At 65.1% G+C, this 19,340-nt stretch carries 16 protein-coding genes and 6 pseudogenes; 6 read left to right on the top strand and 16 right to left on the bottom strand.

Annotated elements, in window-relative coordinates; translation table 11 throughout:
- Positions 1-78: 78 nt before the first annotated feature.
- Positions 79-866, top strand: a pseudogene (locus ABNX41_RS15715) (IS256 family transposase); the annotation flags it as partial.
- Positions 867-1,009: 143 nt separating this feature from the next.
- Here ABNX41_RS15715 and ABNX41_RS15720 read toward each other — a convergent pair.
- Genes ABNX41_RS15720 through ABNX41_RS15730 form a run of 3 tightly spaced genes read right to left on the bottom strand, consistent with a single transcriptional unit; the run spans position 1,010 to position 2,914 of the window.
- On the bottom strand, positions 1,010-2,014 hold the full coding sequence (locus tag ABNX41_RS15720) for a hypothetical protein (protein ID WP_438670675.1): 1,005 nt from the start codon (positions 2,012-2,014) through the stop codon (positions 1,010-1,012).
- 40 nt (positions 2,015-2,054) lie between these two features.
- On the bottom strand, positions 2,055-2,624 hold the full coding sequence (locus tag ABNX41_RS15725; protein WP_438670676.1) for a transferrin-binding protein-like solute binding protein: 570 nt from the start codon (positions 2,622-2,624) through the stop codon (positions 2,055-2,057).
- Between the two features lie 29 nt (positions 2,625-2,653).
- Positions 2,654-2,914, bottom strand: a complete 261-nt coding sequence (locus ABNX41_RS15730) for a PepSY domain-containing protein (RefSeq protein ID WP_438670677.1) — start codon at positions 2,912-2,914, stop codon at positions 2,654-2,656.
- 123 nt (positions 2,915-3,037) lie between these two features.
- Here ABNX41_RS15730 and ABNX41_RS15735 point away from each other — a divergent pair, with 123 nt between their 5' ends.
- The 3 genes from ABNX41_RS15735 to ABNX41_RS15745 are packed head-to-tail and all read left to right on the top strand — an operon-like array spanning position 3,038 to position 5,403.
- Complete coding sequence (locus ABNX41_RS15735; RefSeq protein ID WP_438670678.1) at positions 3,038-3,394, top strand: PepSY domain-containing protein; 357 nt, start codon at positions 3,038-3,040, stop codon at positions 3,392-3,394.
- A gap of 9 nt (positions 3,395-3,403) precedes the next feature.
- Positions 3,404-4,066, top strand: coding sequence for a response regulator transcription factor (locus tag ABNX41_RS15740; protein WP_438670679.1), 663 nt, complete (start codon positions 3,404-3,406; stop codon positions 4,064-4,066).
- A complete protein-coding gene (locus ABNX41_RS15745; RefSeq protein ID WP_438670680.1) occupies positions 4,063-5,403 on the top strand; it encodes a sensor histidine kinase in 1,341 nt (446 codons plus the stop codon). The genes ABNX41_RS15740 and ABNX41_RS15745 overlap by 4 nt, the downstream gene beginning before the upstream one ends.
- Before the next feature lie 64 nt (positions 5,404-5,467).
- On the opposite strand, the pseudogene ABNX41_RS15750 reads toward ABNX41_RS15745, so the two are convergent.
- From ABNX41_RS15750 to ABNX41_RS15790, 9 genes and pseudogenes are all read right to left on the bottom strand, one after another.
- Positions 5,468-5,623, bottom strand: a pseudogene (locus ABNX41_RS15750) (IS3-like element IS1133 family transposase); the annotation flags it as partial.
- 13 nt (positions 5,624-5,636) lie between these two features.
- Positions 5,637-5,806: pseudogene (locus tag ABNX41_RS15755) on the bottom strand (IS110 family transposase); the annotation flags it as partial.
- A gap of 176 nt (positions 5,807-5,982) precedes the next feature.
- A complete protein-coding gene (locus tag ABNX41_RS15760; protein ID WP_438670681.1) occupies positions 5,983-7,095 on the bottom strand; it encodes a DUF2218 domain-containing protein in 1,113 nt (370 codons plus the stop codon).
- On the bottom strand, positions 7,092-9,035 hold the full coding sequence (gene fhuB / locus ABNX41_RS15765; protein ID WP_438670682.1) for a Fe(3+)-hydroxamate ABC transporter permease FhuB: 1,944 nt from the start codon (positions 9,033-9,035) through the stop codon (positions 7,092-7,094). Before fhuB ends, ABNX41_RS15760 begins: the two co-directional genes overlap by 4 nt.
- On the bottom strand, positions 9,032-9,928 hold the full coding sequence (locus ABNX41_RS15770) for an iron-siderophore ABC transporter substrate-binding protein (RefSeq protein ID WP_438670683.1): 897 nt from the start codon (positions 9,926-9,928) through the stop codon (positions 9,032-9,034). Before ABNX41_RS15770 ends, fhuB begins: the two co-directional genes overlap by 4 nt.
- Positions 9,928-10,749 carry an ABC transporter ATP-binding protein gene (locus ABNX41_RS15775; protein WP_438670684.1) on the bottom strand — a complete coding sequence of 274 codons (822 nt, stop codon included), beginning with the start codon at positions 10,747-10,749 and terminating at the stop codon, positions 9,928-9,930. Before ABNX41_RS15775 ends, ABNX41_RS15770 begins: the two co-directional genes overlap by 1 nt.
- The gene (locus tag ABNX41_RS15780; protein ID WP_438670685.1) at positions 10,743-13,163 is read right to left on the bottom strand and encodes a TonB-dependent siderophore receptor; all 2,421 of its coding nucleotides are present in this window, start codon (positions 13,161-13,163) and stop codon (positions 10,743-10,745) included. The genes ABNX41_RS15775 and ABNX41_RS15780 overlap by 7 nt, the downstream gene beginning before the upstream one ends.
- Before the next feature lie 218 nt (positions 13,164-13,381).
- Positions 13,382-14,347: a FecR family protein gene (locus ABNX41_RS15785; protein WP_438670686.1), complete on the bottom strand. Its 966-nt coding sequence runs from the start codon at positions 14,345-14,347 to the stop codon at positions 13,382-13,384.
- A 135-nt stretch (positions 14,348-14,482) separates the two neighbouring features.
- Positions 14,483-15,046, bottom strand: a complete 564-nt coding sequence (locus ABNX41_RS15790; RefSeq protein WP_438670687.1) for an RNA polymerase sigma factor — start codon at positions 15,044-15,046, stop codon at positions 14,483-14,485.
- Between the two features lie 248 nt (positions 15,047-15,294).
- Here ABNX41_RS15790 and ABNX41_RS15795 point away from each other — a divergent pair.
- Together ABNX41_RS15795 and ABNX41_RS15800 are read left to right on the top strand one after the other, a co-directional pair.
- Positions 15,295-15,954, top strand: a pseudogene (locus tag ABNX41_RS15795) (transposase); the annotation flags it as partial.
- A gap of 64 nt (positions 15,955-16,018) precedes the next feature.
- Positions 16,019-16,381: pseudogene (locus tag ABNX41_RS15800) on the top strand (transposase); the annotation flags it as partial.
- Positions 16,382-16,506: 125 nt separating this feature from the next.
- Here the strand turns inward: ABNX41_RS15800 and ABNX41_RS15805 are convergent.
- From ABNX41_RS15805 to ABNX41_RS15820, 4 genes and pseudogenes are all read right to left on the bottom strand, one after another.
- Entirely contained in the window at positions 16,507-16,836 is a 330-nt protein-coding gene (locus tag ABNX41_RS15805) for a recombinase family protein (RefSeq protein ID WP_438670708.1), read from the bottom strand.
- A gap of 21 nt (positions 16,837-16,857) precedes the next feature.
- Positions 16,858-17,179, bottom strand: a pseudogene (locus tag ABNX41_RS15810) (transposase); the annotation flags it as partial.
- Between the two features lie 139 nt (positions 17,180-17,318).
- Entirely contained in the window at positions 17,319-18,431 is a 1,113-nt protein-coding gene (locus ABNX41_RS15815; protein WP_438670688.1) for a M20 family metallopeptidase, read from the bottom strand.
- Between the two features lie 101 nt (positions 18,432-18,532).
- Positions 18,533-19,336, bottom strand: a complete 804-nt coding sequence (locus ABNX41_RS15820; protein WP_438670689.1) for an IclR family transcriptional regulator — start codon at positions 19,334-19,336, stop codon at positions 18,533-18,535.
- Positions 19,337-19,340 lie beyond the last annotated feature (4 nt).

Genomic DNA, 19,340 nt, shown 5'->3' on the forward strand with positions numbered 1-19,340 from the left:
ATCTGTGTATCGGTGAAGTGGTCCATGCTTCCTGAGAGGAGCAAGGATGATGACGATTTCCAACGAGTTGCTGGACGAGTTGCTGATGCCGTGCTGGGTGAGGTCCGGGAATGGCAGCACCGGGCACTGGACCGGATGTATCCGATCGTCATTTTCGACGCGCTACGGGTGAAGATCCGCGATGCCGACAGCCGGATGGTCAAGAACAAGGCCGTTTACATCGCCCTCGGCGTCACCCGCGCGGGGGAACGGGAGGTTCTGGGCCTGCGGATCGCCGACAACGAGGGGCCAAGTCCTGGCTGTCCGTGATGAACGAACTGCGCAACCGGGGCGTTCAGGACATCCTGATCGCGGTTGTCGATGGGCTGAAAGGATTTCCCGAAGCGATCACTGCGGCCTTCCCCGAGGCCATGGTCCGGACCTGCATCGTCCATCTGATCCGGCATTCCATGAACTTCTGCAGCTGGAAGGACCGCAAGACGGTGGCCGCCGATCTGCGCCCGATCTACGAGGCCCCGACCGCCGAGGAGGCCGCCCGCCAGTTGGAGGCATTCGAGGGAAAGTGGGCCGGGAAATACCCATCCATCGCCCCGGCCTGGCGTCGGGCATGGGCTGAAGTTACCCCATTCTTTGCCTTCAGCGCGGCGATCCGGAAGATCATCTACACCACGAATGCCGTGGAATCGCTGAACCGGGTGCTGCGGAAAACACTGAAAACCAAGGGCTCTTTCCCGACTGACGAGGCCGCCACAAAGCTGATCTTCCTCGCCATCCGCAACTTCGAGAAGGGCGGCCGGGACGTCCGGGAATGGGTTGCAGCACGAAATCAGCTCGCCATAATGTTCGCCGGGCGCTTCGACGCCTGAACGTATCTGAAAAACGCATGGGTCCGCTCAGATATACGGAGTTCCTGACACTCCCGACGAAATCCAGTGACCAGCGTGCGTTAGCTCGCGCCCCGACAAGGATCGGCGTCCGTGTCCCAATCGCCTTGGCGGCGATCAACTGTTCATCCCCCGAGCAGGTTCGTCCGAAAGCCCACCGACATGCCCGCATCCGTCCCCCGCCATGCATCGATGGTCGACTCCCTGTGTTCGATCCAGCTGCCAATATCGACCTGACCCAAAGGCAGCGTCACGGCGAACCGGGTTCTCCGGTCATTCCGCGGCACGCCAAACAGCGCCGCCCCGCCGGTCCGGGTTTCCGCGAGTGAGAGCGAGACAAGCCGACCTGCGACCTCGCCGGTCCAGTCAACCGACAGACGGCGGCGCATCGTATTCTCGGCGGAAATTTCCTCGCCCCAGGCATAGCCCAGGTTCCACATGCCGACGCCGTCGGTCAGCAGCAGATGCGAGACCTGCACGACTTCTTTCTGATAGCCTTCGGTCGCAGTCGCGCCGATCGTCAGACCCATCTGATGGAAGCCTGTCCCGCTGTGGAACAGGTGGCGCAGGCTCTGGCTTGCAGTCAGCGCGGCCTCGGTTCCGATGCCGTCATATTGCGCTGCTGCAGTCAGGCAGCTGTCGACCCAAGTCCAGCTGGCAACAGGCTGCTCGGCACAAAGCTTCAGGTTGGCGGTGGCTTGGTGATAGCCATAGGTCGGCTCCGCCTCGGCAGCAAGGCTGTGCGAAACGCGCAACCGTGCCCCCGGCGCATAGGACCAGCTTTGCCAGCTGCTGTATTGCAGCCCGGCCAGCACTGCGGCTTTCGCCCGTGAATCCGGGGTCACCACGAAGGGCAGCCCGCCGAGGGTGATGCGGTCGGAAGGAATGCCGTCATTCACATTCGCATCATACCGGAGGGTCGGCGTCAGCACCCGCCCGGAGGTAAGCGGTTGCAATGCCGGACCATCCGACTGATGCAGAAAGCCCTGCCGTGCCAGCAAAAACTGCCCCAGGTCGGAAATCCTGCTTTCGCTGCGGCTCAGTGCAAAAAGCGCCAGATCGGGCTGGCCCTGCTGCAATGGCAACCGCAGGTCCTGAGCGGCCAGTGACCCGGCCCAGGCCAGTATCATAATGAGGACGCCGCAGATGCGACGCCCCGCTATTCCCATCTCAGTCACGATCAAGCGTGCCGACAAAGACCAGACCCAGATCACCCGCCGTACTGCTGGCGGTGCCGGTGCCCTCGATTGCACTGGCATTGGTCCCCAGGAAGTCGCCGCTGACCGAGCCGCTCACCGCGCCGGGGGCCGATGTGGTTCCGGTCAGATTGCCCGCAATATCGGCGGAAAAGGCATTTCCGACGATCTGCCCATTGCTCACCCGCAATGTCCCGTTCAACTCTTGGCCTGCCGCGGTGTTGAAATCATCGAATTCCCCGGTGATCTGCCCGGTCGCGAAATTCGCGGTCAGATCGACCTCGCCCAGCATTTCGGCCGAGGACAGCGTGGTCGGGGTGCTGCCAAAGGCCATGCCGACCACGCCGTCATATTCCGCCCGTCCGGTGGTAGGCATCGAGGCTGCAGCGGTCTGGGTCAGGCTTGCGGTTTCAGCCGTCAGCCTGTCGGCGCCGGCAGCATCACTGCTGTAATCCGCAGCTGGATTGTCACTGCCGCCACCTCCGCAGGCGGCCAGCAGGCAAAGCGCGGAAAGGGTCGGAAAAGTGCGGCGAACAAAGGTCATCTGGACAGTTCCTGTCTGTAGGGATGGTGTCAGTCGTCATTGCGCTCGGTCAGCACCTCGCCCGAGGCGGCTTCGACCACCGCTTCGATCCGGCGACCATCCGGGGCGATCGCCTCGATCTCATGGGTGCGGCCATCGTCTTCGGCGCTGCGCACGATATAGCCGCGCGCCTCGAAGGCCCGGACGGTTTCGGACAGCGGGCGAATCGGCGCGAGAGGCTTTTGTTGTGCCTGGACGCCCATCGGGGCGATAAGGGCCACGAGGGCGGCAATAAGGGGCATACGAAACATGGGTTTGAGTCCTTTCAAAGGGCTGTCGGGGCCTGATGCCCGTCCCTTCAATCCCATCTGCCCTGACGCCCCCCTGACGCTGGCTGTCAGCGAGCTGTCAGCGGGTCATGTCTAAAGCAGGCCATGCGTATCCTTCCGGTCATAGCCACCTGCGCGCTCTGTCTGTCTTCTGTTCAGGCCGAAACCGGCTCTGGCCAGGAGGCGGGCTTTCTGCCGCAGATCGGTTTCGACGACGGACTGGATGCAGGCACGGCACGCGCAGCCATGTTACGTGGCGAGATCCTGCCGCTTGATCAGATCCTCGCTATTGTCCGCAGCACCTTTCCGGGTGAGATCATCGAGGTCGAGCTAGAGCTTGAAGACGGTGTCCTGGTCTATGAATTCGACATTCTCGGTCCTGACGGTCGCCTGTTCGAAGTCGAGGTTGCTGCCGCCACCGGCACGGTGCTTAAGGTCGAGGAAGGGGACGGCGATGACTGAGGCGACAAGATGCGTTGCCTGATCGTCGAGGATGACGCGGCCATTGCCCGGGACATCGCCGCCGCCCTGACCGGGGCGGGCTTCCTGACCGAACATGCTGCGGATGGCGAGACCGCCTGGTTTCGGGGCGGCACCGAGGATTATGATCTGGTGGTGCTGGATCTGGGCCTGCCGCGGCTGGACGGGCTGAGCGTGCTGAAACGCTGGCGGTCCGAAGGCTGCGACATGCCGGTTCTGGTGCTGACGGCGCGGGGCAGCTGGCACGAAAGGGTCGAGGGGATCGATTCCGGCGCGGATGACTATCTGCCCAAGCCCTTTCGGATGGAGGAGCTGATTGCCCGGTCGCGGGCGCTTGTCCGCCGTTCAGGCGGGCGGCTGAACCCGCTGCAGGAAATTGGCCGACTGACGCTGGATACCAACCGCCAGACCGTATCGGTCGCGGGCCGCGCGATTGCGGTCACGGCGCTGGAGTTCCGGTTGCTCGGCTATCTGGTGATGCAGGCGGGCCGGGTCGTGCCGCCGACCGAATTGCTGGAGCATCTTTACGGTGACGACGCATCGCGCGATGTGAATGCGGTCGAGGCGGTGATCGCCCGGCTGCGCCGCAAGACCGGAGCCGGGATCATCGGCACCCGGCGCGGCTTTGGCTATTTTCTGGAAGGCGCGGAATGAGCCTGCGCCGCTCGATCCGTCTGCGGCTGGGGCTGGCTGCGGTTCTGACCATCACCCTTGCGCTGGCGACCGGCGGGGTGGTGCTTTCGGCCCTGTTCGACCGTCAGGTCAACCGCCTGGCCGAGATCGATCTGGCCGAGCGGTCTGTCATGCTGATTTCGGGCTTGCGCCCCATGGCGCCGAATGCCGAGCTGGATCAGGGGATCGGGGGCGATCCGCGCTATTTGCGGCCCTATTCCGGCTATTACTGGCAGATCGAGATCGGTGATCGCAGCTATCGGTCCCAGTCGCTGTGGGACGCGGTTCTGATTCCGGGCCATGCCCCCGCGCCGGACGGAGGCGCCGCCCGGATCACGACCGCAGCCGGACCCGACGGTCAGAGCCTTTTGATCCATGATCGTGTTATCCGCATCGGAGGCGCCGGGCTGACCGCACGGATCTCGGTCGCGCTGGACCGCCACAGCTTTATCGAGGCGCAGAACCTGTTCGAGCGCGATCTTGTGCCGTTCCTGGCCGTATTGGGCGGGCTGCTGATCCTGGCATCCTTTCTCCAGATCGCCATCGGCCTGCGCCCCTTTGGCCGCATTCGCCAGCAGGTCACCGCACTGGGGCAGGGCGATCTCGACCGGCTTGGTCGGGACATGCCGCAGGAGGTGGAGCCGTTGGCGCAAGCCATCAATACGCTGCTTGATGAGCGCGACGCCCGGATCGTCAGGGCGCGACACCGGGCGGCGGATCTGGCGCATACGCTCAAGACGCCGCTTCAGGCCTTGATGGGAGAAGCTGGCCGACTTGAGGCTACGGGTCAGACAGAACCGGCCCGGGCGATCACCCAGATCGCCCGGACCATCCGCCAGCGCATCGATCACGAGCTCGGCCGCGACCGGATCGCCGGCAAAGGGGTCAGCGATCCGGCGCGGATCGCCCGCGGTGTGGCGGATGTGCTTCGCAGAACCGAGCGCGGCGACACCATTGCAATAACAGTCGATGTCGAGCCCCGCTCCCTGCGCATCGATCCGCAGGATCTGGCCGAGGCGCTCGGTTCCCTCGCCGAGAATGCCCTGCGCCATGCCCGCAGCACGGTCAGTATCCGCTCGGAACCCGCAGGCGAGATGCTTTTACTGGTTGTCGAGGATGACGGCCCCGGCATTCCGGCTGCACAGATTGATCTGGTGACCCGACGCGGCGTCAGCCTGTCGCCGGATGTCGAAAGCGATGGTCTGGGCCTTGCCCTTGTGCAGGAGATCGTCACCCTCAACGAGGGCCGCCTGACATTCGACAGCCATGATCAAGGGCTTCGGGTCGAAATGGGCTTGCAGCTTGCAAGCAAAGCCTGAAGTGCAGGCATCCTTCCATTCCAAAGAAAGGATCGCAGCATCAAACCATGGGATCAAACACCTACCTCTCCTCGCACAGCATGTTGTTCTCGTTGCGAACCCGCTCATTTTTGCGTAAAAGATCAGCATCACGTTCAGGTAAATTTATCTTATCGGAAATCGCCTGAATCCATTTACCGAACGTCGAAAGCCCGATCCCAAGATCAGACGCAACCTGGCGCATCATCGGGCACGCCGCCGCAAGCTTCCATCGCGACAACGCAGCTAGGCTGCTGGCTGAAGACGACAGAATCTGATCCCGTCTCGGCTTCTTGCGAAAAAGAACACGCCCTGAGGCATCAGCCCCGCGAGCCTGAAACACATTCTTCGCCAGATCGAGCCTGACTGTGATAGTCTCCGATATGAGCGCTTTCCTATGTGGATCATCGCAGACCAACCCTGACACACAGATGCCGTCGGGGGCTGTCACATCATCAATGCCATTTTCGGCGCTCCTCAACATGCCCGCGCTGATCAACTGAGGCCGAGGCGCTCCTCGACCGTTTTATATCGCCAAGGACCTCCTTGCGCGCCGGTTCATCAAAATCGGCGCCACCAGGCATAGATGCGGAATTGCTTCTTGTGCTCGGGGAAGCGGGTGTGGAGCATGGTGCGAATGCGCCCCGCGACCGCCTTTTCGCAGCCCGCCCAGATCAGATCCGGCATCGGCGCGCCATTGTCGAGACGCTGCGCCAGCGCGCGCTCCAGCAGGTCGGCATCGCCGGGCGCGCGCTCGTCACGCGGCAGCCAGGTCACATCCGCCGCGCGGGCGAAGGGCTGGATATCGGCGCGGTCCTCCAGTTCGACGATCGCCTCGACCGCCATTTCCGGCCCGGTCTCCTCTACCATGCGCAGGATCGCGGGTAGCGCCGCCTCATCCCCTAGAAACAGCGCGCGCCGTGCCGCGGGCCGCCCGTCGCCGCCCGGCCCCATCAGCCCAACCAGATCGCCGGGGCGGGCATGGCGCGCGAAATCGGCGGCGGGGGAGGGGCCGCCGCCATGCAGCACGAAATCCACCGCGACGGTTCCCGCCGCCGGATCGACCGCGCGGATCGTATAGACGCGGCTGACCAGCGCATCCTCGCCCTGCGGCCAGTCGAGCCGCCCGTCCGGCCTTTGCACCGGCCATTGCGGCGCGCGGCCCGCCGGCGGCAGCAGGAGACGGAAGTGATAGCCCGCATCGCGGGTGAAATCCTCCGGCCTGTCGCAGGCGAAGACCACCCGGCGCATATGCGGTGTCAGATCGAAGGCGCGCAGCACCCGTGCCTGACGGAATTGCGGCGGCAGCCCGGCCCAGACATCCTGGCCTGTCCAGGTGATGGTGGTGTCTTCGCCCGCGAATTCAAACACATGCCCGGCGATGAATTCGCGCACCAGCGCGAGGATCTCAGGCGTGGGGGCGGCGACATCGACATGGATGGTCTCGGCCAGCAATTCGATCTCGACTTGGCAGAACGGGTTTTCCAGCCTTGCCCCGTCCTGACGGCGGGTCACGGTGGCATGTTCGGTCATGTGGTTGAGCAGCGCTTCCAGCACGGCGACCGCATCTCCGGTCAGCGTGATCACGGCGCGGCTGCGCGCGGGCATGGCGGCGCCCTCCCCGATGGTTTCGGCGGTGGCTTCCGCAGCAGCTTCGGCGGCGGTTTCGGTCATCTCCGGCCTCGTCTCGAAAGAAGGAAGATCAGGAAGGGTGCGCCGGTTAGCGCGGCCAGCAGGCCCGCCGGGATTTGCCAGGGGAAGATCACCACCCGGCCCAGCCAATCGGCCAGAACCATCAGCGCAGCGCCGAGCATCGCCGCCCCCGCCACCTGCGGAAGCGCGCGGGCGAGGCCAAGCTCGCGCGCCAGATGCGGCGCCATCAGCCCGACGAAGCTGAGCGGGCCGACGCCCAGGGTCGCCACCACGCTCAGCCCGCCCGCTAGGGTGAACAGCCACAGCCGCGCGCGCCAGACCGACACGCCCAGAGAAGACGCCGCCCCCGCACCCATCGGCAACAGCGACAGCCAGCGCCAGGACAGCGCAGCGAGTGGGATCAGCCCCGCCGCCACCACGGCCAGCACCGCCGCGCTGCCCGGGCTCGCATTATAGGTCGAGCCGCTCATCCAGCGCAAAAGCGCCAGCGCGCGCGGATCGCCGGTCGCGGCCAGCAGGCCCGAGAAGGCGTCAACCAGAGCCGAAAGCGCGATCCCCGCCAGCAGCACCCTTTCGGGCGCCAATGCGGCGCGGCGCGTCAGGATCAGGATGACCGCCAGAACGGCGAAGGCCCCCGCCCCGGCAAAGCCCAGTTGCACCCCGATCCCCGGAGCGGCCAGCACGAACAGGCTGAGCGCAAGGCCGAGGGTGGCGCCTGCGCTGATCCCCAGCACCTCGGGGCTGGCCATCTCATTGCCGGTCAGGCGCTGCAGCAGCACGCCCGAGACCGCCAGCATCGCCCCGGCGCTCAGGGCGGTGGCGGCACGCGGCAGGCGCAGGCCGATGAGGTCGGGGCCCAGCGTCCAGCTGCCGCCGGTCGCATCGCGCCCGACCAGCAGGGCAAGGCCCAGGATCAGCGCCATCCCCGTCAGCGCGAGGACCAGACCATACGCCCCCGCCCGCCCCGCCCCGCCCTGGGCCGGAAGCAACGCGCGGTGCCGGATCTTCAGGTGCGGCAGAAGGAACAGCAAAAGCGGCGAGCCGAGGACGGCGGTGATCGCCCCGGTCGGCAGGAGATCGGCGAAGATCCCCGCCGCCAGTTGCAGCGCCGCATCCGTCATCAGCAAAAGCCAGGCCCCGATCAGCGCCGAGGACAGCAACAGCACCGGCACCCGCCGCGCCCCCAGCAGGCGCGCAAGCACCGGCGCCATCAGGCCGATGAAGCCGATCACCCCCACCGCGCTGGTCACCAGCGCCGAAAGGGCCACCGCGATCGCCAGCGCGGCCGCGCGCAGGCGCGATAGGCCGAGGCCCAGCGAGGTGGCGGTCTCGTCGCCGAGATCGAGCAGCGTGAGCGGGCGCAGAAGGAACAGCACCGCCAGCGCCAGCACAGCGACCTTCCAGCCAAGCGCCAGCGGCAGATCCCAGCTCAGCGTCGAGAACGATCCCGCGCCCCAGATGAACAGGCTCGTCATGCTGCGGTCGTTCAGGAAGACGAGGATCGCCGCCAGCGCCCCGCACCAGAGGCTGACCACCAGGCCCGACAGCACCAGCGACAAAGGCGAGAATCCGCGCCGCGCGCCAAGCCCCATGATCAGCACCGCGACGAGGCCGCTGCCTGCCAGCGCGATCAGATCGCGGCCAAGGCCCAGCAGACCGGGGAAGAACAGCGTCGCGACCACCAGCGCCAGATGCGCCCCGGCGGAGATCCCCAGCGTGGAGGGCGAGGCTAGCGGATTGCGCAGCACCTGCTGAAACAACGCCCCGGCCAGAGCCAGCGCGAAACCGGCCAGCGCCGCCGTGACAAGGCGCGGCAGCGTCGCATGGAACAGCCGCATCTTCGCTGGATCATAGCCCAGCAGCGCGGGCGCCAGCAGGCCCGGCGCGATCACCAGCCATAAAAGCGCCGCCAGCGCCAGCGCGCCGAGGGTCAGGCCAAACAGGGGCAGCGGGCGGGTCATCCGGCCTCCATCGCGGCGGTGACGCTGCGCGCGAACCGCATCGCCTCATTGACCATGCCGAACAGCAGGACCGGCTCCATCCGCCGCACCCGGCCCGGCGCGGTCAGGGGCAGCGCGCGCCAGAGCGGGCTTTGCGACAGCTTTTCAAGCGCGCCGGCGGGCAGCGGATCGAAGATCAGCAGCATCGCATCCGGGTCGGCGACGCCCGACAGCTCTTCCACCGGCACGGTCTGGAAACCCCAGGCCCCGGTCGGCTGATCCCAGGCGTTGCGCAGCCCGATCCGGGTCAGCACATCGTTGAAAAGGCTGGGATCGCCGCTGATCCGCACATGGCGCGCATCCCAGAAATGCGCTAGCACCACCGGGCGGTCGGCATGGCGCGCAAGCCTTGCGCGGCAACCGGCGAACAGCGCCTCCATCGCGGCCAGAAGCTGCTCCGCCCCGGTCCTGCGGTCGATGCGTTCGGCCAGCGACAGCGTGGCGGAGATACAGGCGTCGAGGATCGGGCGGCCGTTCCAGATGAAGGTTTCCAGCCGCAGGACGGGGGCGTAACGCTCCAGCCGGGCGATCTGCGCATCCAGAAACGGCGTCACCAGGATCAGATCGGGGGCAAGTTGCGCCAGAACCTCAAGGTTCGGCTCGCTCGAAATCCCCAGTTCGCGCACATCGGGCGGCAGGGCGGGTTCGACCACCCATTCGTCCCAGCCCGAGCGTTCGGAAATCCCCACCGGCGGCAGGCCGAGCGCCATCAGCGTCGAGGCCAGCCCGTAATCGAGGCTGACGACCCGCAGGCCGGGCGCGGCCAGAGCCGGAAATCCCGCCAGCAGCGCGGCGGCGGGGGCGGCGGCCAGCACCTGGCGGCGCGACGGATGCGCGGGGGCGGGGCCGGGCATCACCGCACCGCCGCCAGCGGCAGGTCATGGCCCGGCCAGGGCAGAACATCCATCGCGACGCCGTAGATCCGCTGCAAGACCCCGGGCGTCAGGATCTCGCCCGGCGGCCCGCTGGCGATCACCTCGCCGCCTTTCAGCGCATGGATCAGATCGCAGAACCGCGCGGCCATGTTCACGTCATGCATCACGATCACCACGGCGAGGCCGCGGTGATGCGACAGGCAGCGGATCAGCGACAGTACCTCGATCTGATGCGCGATGTCGAGCGCGGCGGTCGGCTCGTCCAGCAACAGCGTCCGGCTGTCCTGGGCGATCAGCATGGCTAGCCAGGCCCGCTGCCGCTCGCCCCCCGAAAGGGTGGCGAGGCTGCGATCCGCGAAATCCGTCATGCCGGTCAGGGCCAGCGCCCCGGCCACCGCGGCGCGGTCCTTTTCGGTAAAGCGCCCCAGCGGCCCATGCCAGGGATAGCGCCCCGAGGCGACCACCTCGCCCACGGTCAGATCCGTCGCCGCGCCCGGATCCTGGGGCAGCCAGGCCACCGCGCGCGCGAAGGCGCGGGGCTCATATCCCGCCAGCGGGCGGCCGTCGCAAAAGGCCGCTCCGGTGGTGGGCAGCGCCTGGCGCGCCATGATCTTCATCAGCGTCGATTTGCCCGAACCGTTATGGCCCAGAAGCGCCGTCACCTTGCCCCGGGGAAAGCCGAGGGTGATGTCGCGCAGGATCACCTGACCGTCGCCCGCAGCGCCGCGCCGGGCAGGCACGGAAAAACCGATGCCCTCCAGCCGGAAGGCATCGGCATCCATCGTCACCAGGGTCACCATCTATGCTTCAGCGAGGCCCTGATCATGCGGCCGCTACCGTAGAAGGCGGTGTCCGGATTGCTCCAGGTCTCGACATGGCTGACATAGGTCTTGTCGAACAGGTTCGAGATATTGACCGAAAGCGCGGTGTTTTCGGCCAGTTTGTAATGAACCGCCGCGTCGAAAACGGCATGCGCGGGTAGCTTCACCGTGTTCTGGATATCGGCATAGCGGCTGCCGACATAGCGCGCCCCGATGCCGATTGTCAGATCGTTCATTGCGCCATTGCCCGCGAAAGTATGATCCAGCCACAGCGAGGCCGCGTGTTCGGGCACGAAGGCGGGGCTGTTGCCATTCTCGGTGCCGGTCTGGTGCCTGACGATTTCGGCATCCGTATAGCTGTAGGCCAGCGCGAGATTGGTGGCGGCGGTCAGTTCGGCCCGCGCCTCCAGCTCGACGCCGCGGCTGCGGATCTCGCCCAGCTGTGCCCAGGTCCAGGCCCCGGTCTGATAGGGCAGATTGGTCTGGCGCAGATCGTAGACGGCGGCGGTGAACAGCGCGTTCATCCCCTCGGGGCGATATTTCACGCCGATCTCGAACATCTCGCCTTCCTTCGGATCGGGCGCTTCGATCAGGGCCGAGCCGGTGCTGAAAGGCGCGATCGGCACGAAGGATTCGGAATAGGTGGCGTAAAGCGACAGATCCTCGGTCGCCTTCCAGGTCAGCCCCGCGCGCGAGGTCAGCGCATGGCTTTTCACCTGCTGCGAGAAGGGGAACGAGAAGGTCGGCGTGAAGAACTGGATCTGGGTGACATCGGCATCGACATCGTCGTAGCGCAGGCCCAGCGTCAGAATCCAGCGATCGTCTATGGTCAGCTCTTCCTGGACGTAAAGGCCGCTGGTCTTTTCGACCGCATCCACGATGAAATGGGTGCCCAGCGTGATGCAGGACAGCCCGCAATAGACCGGGTCGGAAATGCTGCCGATGCTGCCGACGGTGCCGCGATAGACATCATCATAGGTCTCGGCGCGGGTATAGTCGAAGCCGATCAGCGTGCGGCTGTTCACCCGGCCGAAGCTGGCGTCATATTGCAGATGGGTGTCGAAGGACCAGCGCTCCATCGTGCCGTCGATCTTTTCGGCATGGCGGCCGTTGAACGCATCCTCGGGGTGATTGGCGGCATAGGTGCTGGCGCGGTCCAGTTCCAGATCGCTGTAGCGCCCGTGCGAGCGCAGGATCAGCCCGCTGTCGAAGGCATGTTCAAGGGCGAAGCCGATATTCTTCTCGACGGTCTCGTTATGCTCGAATTCCGGCTCGCCCAGGAAGGTTTCAGGGTCGATCCCCGATCCGACCGGAATCCCGTAGCGGTTTGAGCCGTCGCGCTTTTGATAATCCGCCATCAGCGTGATTGAGGTGGCATCGCTCGGCCGCCAGGTAAGCGCCGGCGCGATATAAAGCCGATCGTCCCTCGCCCAGGCCGGGCCATCCTCGCTTTCCTGCCATTTCGCGGTCAGGCGGTAGGTCCAGTTTCCGGCCTCGTCCAGCGGGCCGCCGAAATCGGTGCCGAATTCCAGATGGTTGTCGCCCAGCGTCGAATAGACCTCGCCGAATTTGTAATCCAGCGGGCGCTTGGTGATTACATTAATCATACCGCCCGGCTCGTTCATGCCATAAAGCGTCGAGGTCGAGCCTTTCATCACCTCGACCCGCTCCATCCCGTAGGTCTCAATGCGGGTGCCGGTGAAATTATGGATCCTGGATTGCAGCCCGTCGCGATACATACTGGCGTTGGTGCCGTCAAAACCCCGGATCGCTACAAAGTCGTAACGGCGGTCGGCGCCGTAAAGATTGGTGTTGACGCCTGCCGTATAGGCCAGGGCCGTATCCAGCGTGTTGACGCCCCGGTTGTCCATTTCTTCGGCCCCTACGACCGAGACCGATGCCGGAATGTCGATCACCGCCGCATCGGTTTTCGACCCGGTGCCGGTGCGCTCGGCCACGATGCCGTCGACCGGGGCCCAAGTGCCACTGGCGCCGCCGATATAAATGGTGCCGAGGTTGATCACCCCATTCTCGACATCGCCGGGGTCGGCGGCGCTTTGATCGGGGGCGGAAACGGTGACGGTATTGCCGCTGACCTCATAGACGAGGCCGGTGCCCGCCAGCAGCCGCGCCAGCGCCGCATCGGGGGAAAGCGCGCCGCTGACCGCCGTCGACTGGCGCGCGCCCGCATCCGAGGAGGTCACGAAAACCTGCAGTCCGGTCTGGCGCGAAAAGGCCACCAGCGCCGAGGCGACCGGCTGCGCGGGAATGTCGAGGCTCGCCACACGGCTGTCTTCGGCCGGGCTCTGCGCGTCCGCAGGCAGCGCCGCCCCCACCGCCACCAGAGCCGTGCAGGCCAAAAGCATGGCCCGCAGCCCGGCAGCGGCGGTCACGCCTCCGCAAACCGTTTCCCCGGTCAGAATAATCCTAGTCCCGCGCATCAGATCCCCGCCCTCACGTCTCAGGTTTCAAGCCCTAGGCACGGCAGAAAACCGCGCCTCCTGTCAGTGAAGACGCCGCAGCGGGAGGGATGAATTACTTGTGAAGAAAATTGTTTCGCCAGAACGGGAACCGGACGGTCCCGGATCCGAACAGGGTGCGGTTGCGTGGATCAGCCCCGGCGCAGACCGATCAGCAGATCCGAGGCGCACCAGATCTCCAGCCCCAGGCTGCGCGCGATGGTTTCCAGCGCCTCGTCCGGGCGGTCGGCGCGAAACACCGCCGTCACCCGCATTTGGCCGAGATCCCCGCCGATCAGCCGGATATAGCCGTGGCGGTAGCGGCCAAGCTCGGCGATCACAGCGTCCAGGGGCGTGTCGATGAACACGAGTTGCCCATGACGCCAGGCCTGGACCAGGTCCAGATCGGCCTGCCGCACCGCCGAGACACCGCCGCGCCCGAAGCTGACCTCCTCGCCCTCGGTCACGCTGACGGTCGGCCCGCCGCCGGTGCTGACCTCGACCGTATGTTCGGTGACGGAGACGCGGGTCTCATCGGCGATCCTGACGTTGAAGGCGGTGCCGCGCACCACCACCTCGCCGCCGCCCGCCCGCACCAGGAAGGGGCGCGCGGCATCGGGGGCGACGGTGAAAAACGCCTCCCCCGCCAGCAGGCGGACCTCGCGGCGGCTGGCGGTGAAATCGACATCCAGCGCCGAGGCGGCGCCCAGCTCGACCTCGGATCCATCGGCCAGACGCACCCGCTCGCGCTGCCCCACCCCGGCCCGGTGATCGGCGAACAGCCCGACCGGCGTCAGGTGCCAGCCGAGGCCGATGGTCAGCGCGCCGATCGTCGCCGCCAGCAGCATCGCGAACCGGGCGCGGCGCGGTCGGGCGGCGGCGGCGCCGATCGGGACGCCTTCCAGTGGACCGCCCAGCCAGGCCGCATCCTCGCGCGTCGGCTCCAGATCGTTCCACAGGGCCTGCGCCCCTTCCCATGCGGCCTCATGGGTCGGGTCCGCCTTCAGCCAGCGGCGAAAGCGCAGTCTGTCCTCTCCGGTGATATCATCGTCACGCAACAGCACGAACCAGCCCAGGGCCTCGTCATCTGCAGTCTGGCGCAGCGGAGTGTCACCCACCCGAAACCCCGCGCGCGCGGTCGAAAATCAAGACGTTGGTCACGGGAACCTTCTCTGGCAACGGTCCGGCAGGCGGCAGTGCCCGTCGGTGGTAAGATCGTGTGCTATGATAGACGTCCGGCATTGCAAAAGGAATTAGTCCAGCTTGCGACCGGAGTCCCGACCGGATGCGGTCTTCTCTTTGCCTGCCGCGAACCGGCCCCGCAACAGGCCAAGGGCGCGCACCATATGGACCATGACGGTGTTGCGCGAAATGCCAAGTTTTTCCGCGATTTCCGCATAGCTGAGGTTTTCGAACTTGTGGAGGAACAGCACCTCGCGCGCGCGGGGCGGCAATCCGGCGATGGCATCGCTGATTTCGCGGCTGCTCTCGTCGCGGATCATGCCTTCCTCGACCTGCGGGCCGGGGTCGGCCACGGTCTCGTCGGGCCCGGCGCCCCGGACGATCACCCTCAGGGCGCGGATCTCGGCGCGGCGCATATCGGCCTCGGCCGATTCCGCCGCGCGGTAGAGATAGGCGCGGAGATCGTGGATCTCGGCCGCCTTTTCGCCCGCCTGGCTGCGCAACAGACGTATGAACGTCTCCTGCACCAGATCGGCGGCGACGTGCGCGGACGCACCGCGGCGCATGAACCTGCGCTCAAGCCGGTGGCGCTCATCCGCGTAAAGCGCGGCTATGGTGCCGGAGTCTGTCGCCATGCGGATTGCACATCACGGGAATAAGAAAAAACGCCCGTTGCGACAGAGACGGCAACCGGGCGGGTGATGGCTTTTGGCTGTCCCGCATCCTGTCATAAAGACGCTGTTTTGGTGATGCAAGTGCCGCAACCGCAATGCGGCACGCCCTGTTGCGACGAACCCCCGGCCCGGCATGGATGGTGTAACCGCCCCCCGACGGCATCGACATGCCAGAGCGGAATCGCAACAATCCACTTTGGGAGGCGGTCTTGTCGGAGATTGTTACGGTCGGCCTTGATCTGGCGAAGAGTGTTTTCAGGCTCATGGGGCTGATGCCGCCGGTCTTGCGGCTCTTCGCAAGAAGTTGCGAAGAGATCAGGTTTTGCACCTCTTCGGTTGATTTTCTTCTTGCGTTGGCGCGATGGAAGCCTGTGGCAGCGCGCATTTCTGGAGTCGCGAGGTCGGCCAATCTGGCCATCAGATGCGGCTGATCCCGCCTGCCTGTGTGAAGCCTGTCGTGAAACGACAGAAGAATGACGCCGCCGATCTCGGGGCAACCTGCGAGGCGGGAATGAGTCCCATGATGCGTTTCGTGCCGGTGAAGAGTGAAGAGATGTAGGGCGTTTCACCTCGCCACGGTACTTGAATCCGTGGCGCAACATTGCTCGGTCTTCCGCATTCTGCTGATCCGGCAGCGTAAACAGGCGATCAACGCGCCTCTCGTGGGCATCTGGGCGATTGTGCCTCTGGGTGCTGTCAACGCTGCGCAACGGATTGCGATCGTCGAAAATTCGGACAACGGTCTGTCCGTCGATATCATCGCCACGCTGGAGGTGTTGGTCGCGGCGCTCCAGCGCCTTTAGACGGAGATTGGGACACTGGACGCCGAGATCAGCAGGCGGGCCAAGGGCAGCGAGGTCGCTCTGCGCCGCGAGTGTCCGATCATCTGTGTATCGGTGAAGTGGTCCATGCTTCCTGAGAGGAGCAAGGATGATGAGGATTTCCAACGAGTTGCTGGACGAGTTGCTGAAGGGCTGCAAGCGGCCTGAGGATCTGCTGGGCGAGGCCGGGCTGATGAAAGAGCTGAAGATCTTGCTGATGGAACGGATGCTTGGGGCCGAACGGACGGCCCATCTGGGCTATGAGGCTGGAGCAGAGCCGCCAGCCGAGCAAAGCAACCGCCGGAACGGTGTTGCAGCGAGGCGGGTGAAGGGTTCGGACGGCGAGGTGCCGCTTTCGGTTCCGCGTGACCGGGGCGGCAGTTTCGAGCCGGAGCTGGTGAAGAAAGGCCAGACCCGGATCGACGGTGTGGATGACAAGATCATCGGGCTCCATGCCGCCGGGCTGTCCGTGCAGGCGGCCGCGCCCTTCTTCCGTGCCGTCAAGCAGCCGAAGCCATCCTTCGAGACCTTCGAAAACCCTCCGCCGCCGCAGCCGCAGGTCATCAGACCCGAGAACAGGAACTTCGGTCGGCGCCGGTCTCAGATCGGGACATCGGTGTTCTTCGTCTTCATCGCGCCCTGGCGGGCCTTCACCTGGTTCCAGAGGTCGTCACCGACGATGCGCAGATGCGGGACTGCCACCTCGGTCAGCCGGTTCTCGGGGTTCAGGCGCGAGTTCCGTTTGCCGGTATCCGGATCCTTGCTGTAATGCAGCCGGTTCCAGACCAGAATGCCACGGTAGAGCTCGTTGTTCAGAACCCCCGTGTCGCGCTCGCAGTTACCGAGAATGCTCGACGTGCCCCACGAGCCGCCGCGCGGGCCGGGGATGCGCTCATCGTTCAACGCTTCGGCGATCTTGCCCGCCGACATGCCCTGCGCGTAATCGGTGAAGACCCCCTTCGTCCCCACTGCCTTCTCGGCCAGCTCGGGGCGTTGAGCTGGCCGTGTCATTTTTTTCCAAGGGCTTCCTTGAGCAGTTCGGCCTGCATGCCGAAGGCTCGGCAAACATGCGCTTCAGCCGCCGGTTCTCGTCTCCAAGCGCCTTCATCTGGCTCATCATCGACACGTCCATGCCGCCATATTTAGAGCGCCACTTGTAGAAGCTCACCGTGCTGATCCCATGCTCTCGGCAAAGCTCAGGCACGGCCACACCGCTCTCGGCCTGGCGAAGCACAGCCATGATCTGCGGTTCCGTGAAACGGCTCTTTCTCATTCGAATCTCCTCAGCTCACGGCTCACGAGAAAATTCTACTTATACAGCCCTTTAACCATGGGGGGATTACCCTATGCCGCTGCCCAAATCCGGCAAAGAACCGAGTTCTTGGCACGCGTACAAAAAACCGACTGGCGTGTCAAAGCCTTGCGATCGTGTCGAAAACCGCGAGTGTGCGCGGTACGATGGTCGCCACTTCGAGATATTCCTCTTCGCTATGCGCCCCGCCTCCGACCGGTCCACAGGCGCAGATCGTCGGCACGCCAAGGCTGGAAGACAGCCCCGCATCCGAACAACTGGGCGTGAAGGCGGCAGCGATTTCTCTGCCGTCCTCCCGTTTCACGCCGCCCACCCGCGCGGCATCCAGATAGGTCTCGACGAAGGCGCGCGATCGATCCGTCTCTGTCATCGGCAGGAATTTCCCAAGCACTTCGAAAGTCGCGCTCACCCCCTCAACATGAGACATCATCGCGACGTCACGCAACGCATCCTCGGCCTTCTGTCCGGTTTCGTTGCTTCCAAAGCGCAGATCGATCTGGGCCTCGGCACATGGGGCGATCATGTTGACGGCTCGTCCGCCTGAAATCAGGCCGGTGCTCACCGAGATGCCCTGTTCCGGATCGTTCAGCGCCTGCCAATCGAGGATTTTCATCGCCAGCGCCAGAATGGCACTGCGCCCCTGATCAGGGTTCAGACCGGCATGGGCCGCGCGTCCGGTCAGGCAGACCCGGTAGAAGGCCCCGCCCCGTCGTGCCCGGACGATATCGCCATTGCTCCGCCCCGGTTCGGAATTAAAGACAAAAGCGGCCTGACTTGCGACATCTTCGATTACCTTATGCGAGGCGGGCGAGCCGATCTCCTCATCGACGGTAAACAGGGCGCGGATCGACAGCGGAACGCGATGCCGGGAAAGCGCCGCCATCAGAAAGGCATTCATCACCAGCCCGGCCTTCATGTCGGCGACACCCGGGCCATAGGCGCGTCCATCGCGGATCGTAAAGGGTCGCCGGGCCGCCTCTCCCGTTCCGAAGACTGTATCCATATGCCCCATCAGAAGCAGCGGGCGCTTGCTGCCGGTGTCGTGATGGCTGGCAATCAGGCAATCCGCGCCTCCTGCCCCAGTGGGCAGTTTTCGCGTGGCCACACCTGCCTCGGCCAGGAAGGCGTCGATTCGATCGCGGGCCCGCGAAACCGCCACGGGATCGGCCGAAGGGCTGTCGATCGCGACCAGTTCAGCCAGAAGCCCGATCATGGCGGTCTCCTGACCTGAAAGCCAGGCGCGGGCGGATTCCAGCGGGGCCGAGAGGGATGGAGAGTGTTGTGCGGACATTTCTGCTTCTTCAGGCTGAGGGATCAGATGTTGGCCGCAAGCCGGGTGAGCCTGATCCCCACCTCGTGCACGGCTCGCTCGATCTCGGTGCCATTCTCGTGAAAACTCGGTGTGATGCAGCCTACATTCAGCGACCCGAGGAACCGGCCTGCGCCATCGAGAATGGGCGCCGCGACGGATGTCACGCCAATCACGTGCTCTTCAGCGTTGATCGCAAATCGTCGTTCGCGGGCACGTTCCACAGCCGCGCGCAAGGCGGAAAGCTCTGTGATCGTATGCCGGGTCAACTGTGGCCGGGGATGGGTAGCGAAATACTCCTCGCGGAACTCTTCGGTGCTGAACGCGAGCGCACATCGCCCCATGGCAGAACAAAACAGCGGGAAACGCGCACCCAGCGGGATCTCGTAGCGAATGCCTGACCGCCCCTCGATCGTGGCAATCACCCGTATATCGGGCAGTGAGGTCAGCACGCCCAGCACGGTGGTCTGGTTGATCTGCTGGGACAGGGCCTCGAGTTCGGGCATGGCAATTTCGCGCAGAAGGGCAAATCGACCACTGACCCAGGATCCGGTTTCCCGATAGACGCGGCGCAAGGAATAGCGCCCCTCGTCGTCACGCTCGACATAGCCACGGTCGGACAGGGTGCGCAAAAGCATGTGGCAGCTGCTTTTGGGAAAGCTGAGCTCCGCCGATATCTCACCCAGACGGAGGCCACTTTCGGTCGCGCCAAGCAACTCCATCAGGTCCAGAACCCGCGCGGCAGATTTGACCGAGGCAGGCGGGCGGGCCGGAAGCTCTTCCGCGAAGGGGGGGGGGTGGTCTGCCATGTTT

Source organism: Pseudogemmobacter sonorensis (assembly GCF_042762395.1).
Lineage (GTDB): Bacteria > Pseudomonadota > Alphaproteobacteria > Rhodobacterales > Rhodobacteraceae > Pseudogemmobacter > Pseudogemmobacter sonorensis.

Excerpts from the sequence above, each read along its gene's own strand:
- ABNX41_RS15720 (WP_438670675.1), bottom strand. The coding sequence starts at position 2,014 with ATGATACTGGCCTGGGCCGGGTCACTGGCCGCTCAGGACCTGCGGTTG.
- ABNX41_RS15725 (WP_438670676.1), bottom strand. The coding sequence starts at position 2,624 with ATGACCTTTGTTCGCCGCACTTTTCCGACCCTTTCCGCGCTTTGCCTG.
- ABNX41_RS15730 (WP_438670677.1), bottom strand. The coding sequence starts at position 2,914 with ATGTTTCGTATGCCCCTTATTGCCGCCCTCGTGGCCCTTATCGCCCCG.
- ABNX41_RS15735 (WP_438670678.1), top strand. The coding sequence starts at position 3,038 with ATGCGTATCCTTCCGGTCATAGCCACCTGCGCGCTCTGTCTGTCTTCT.
- ABNX41_RS15740 (WP_438670679.1), top strand. The coding sequence starts at position 3,404 with ATGCGTTGCCTGATCGTCGAGGATGACGCGGCCATTGCCCGGGACATC.
- ABNX41_RS15745 (WP_438670680.1), top strand. The coding sequence starts at position 4,063 with ATGAGCCTGCGCCGCTCGATCCGTCTGCGGCTGGGGCTGGCTGCGGTT.
- ABNX41_RS15760 (WP_438670681.1), bottom strand. The coding sequence starts at position 7,095 with ATGACCGAAACCGCCGCCGAAGCTGCTGCGGAAGCCACCGCCGAAACC.
- fhuB (WP_438670682.1), bottom strand. The coding sequence starts at position 9,035 with ATGACCCGCCCGCTGCCCCTGTTTGGCCTGACCCTCGGCGCGCTGGCG.
- ABNX41_RS15770 (WP_438670683.1), bottom strand. The coding sequence starts at position 9,928 with ATGCCCGGCCCCGCCCCCGCGCATCCGTCGCGCCGCCAGGTGCTGGCC.
- ABNX41_RS15775 (WP_438670684.1), bottom strand. The coding sequence starts at position 10,749 with ATGGTGACCCTGGTGACGATGGATGCCGATGCCTTCCGGCTGGAGGGC.
- ABNX41_RS15790 (WP_438670687.1), bottom strand. The coding sequence starts at position 15,046 with ATGGCGACAGACTCCGGCACCATAGCCGCGCTTTACGCGGATGAGCGC.
- ABNX41_RS15805 (WP_438670708.1), bottom strand. The coding sequence starts at position 16,836 with ATGTCGGCGGGCAAGATCGCCGAAGCGTTGAACGATGAGCGCATCCCC.
- ABNX41_RS15815 (WP_438670688.1), bottom strand. The coding sequence starts at position 18,431 with ATGATCGGGCTTCTGGCTGAACTGGTCGCGATCGACAGCCCTTCGGCC.
- ABNX41_RS15820 (WP_438670689.1), bottom strand. The coding sequence starts at position 19,336 with ATGGCAGACCACCCCCCCCCCTTCGCGGAAGAGCTTCCGGCCCGCCCG.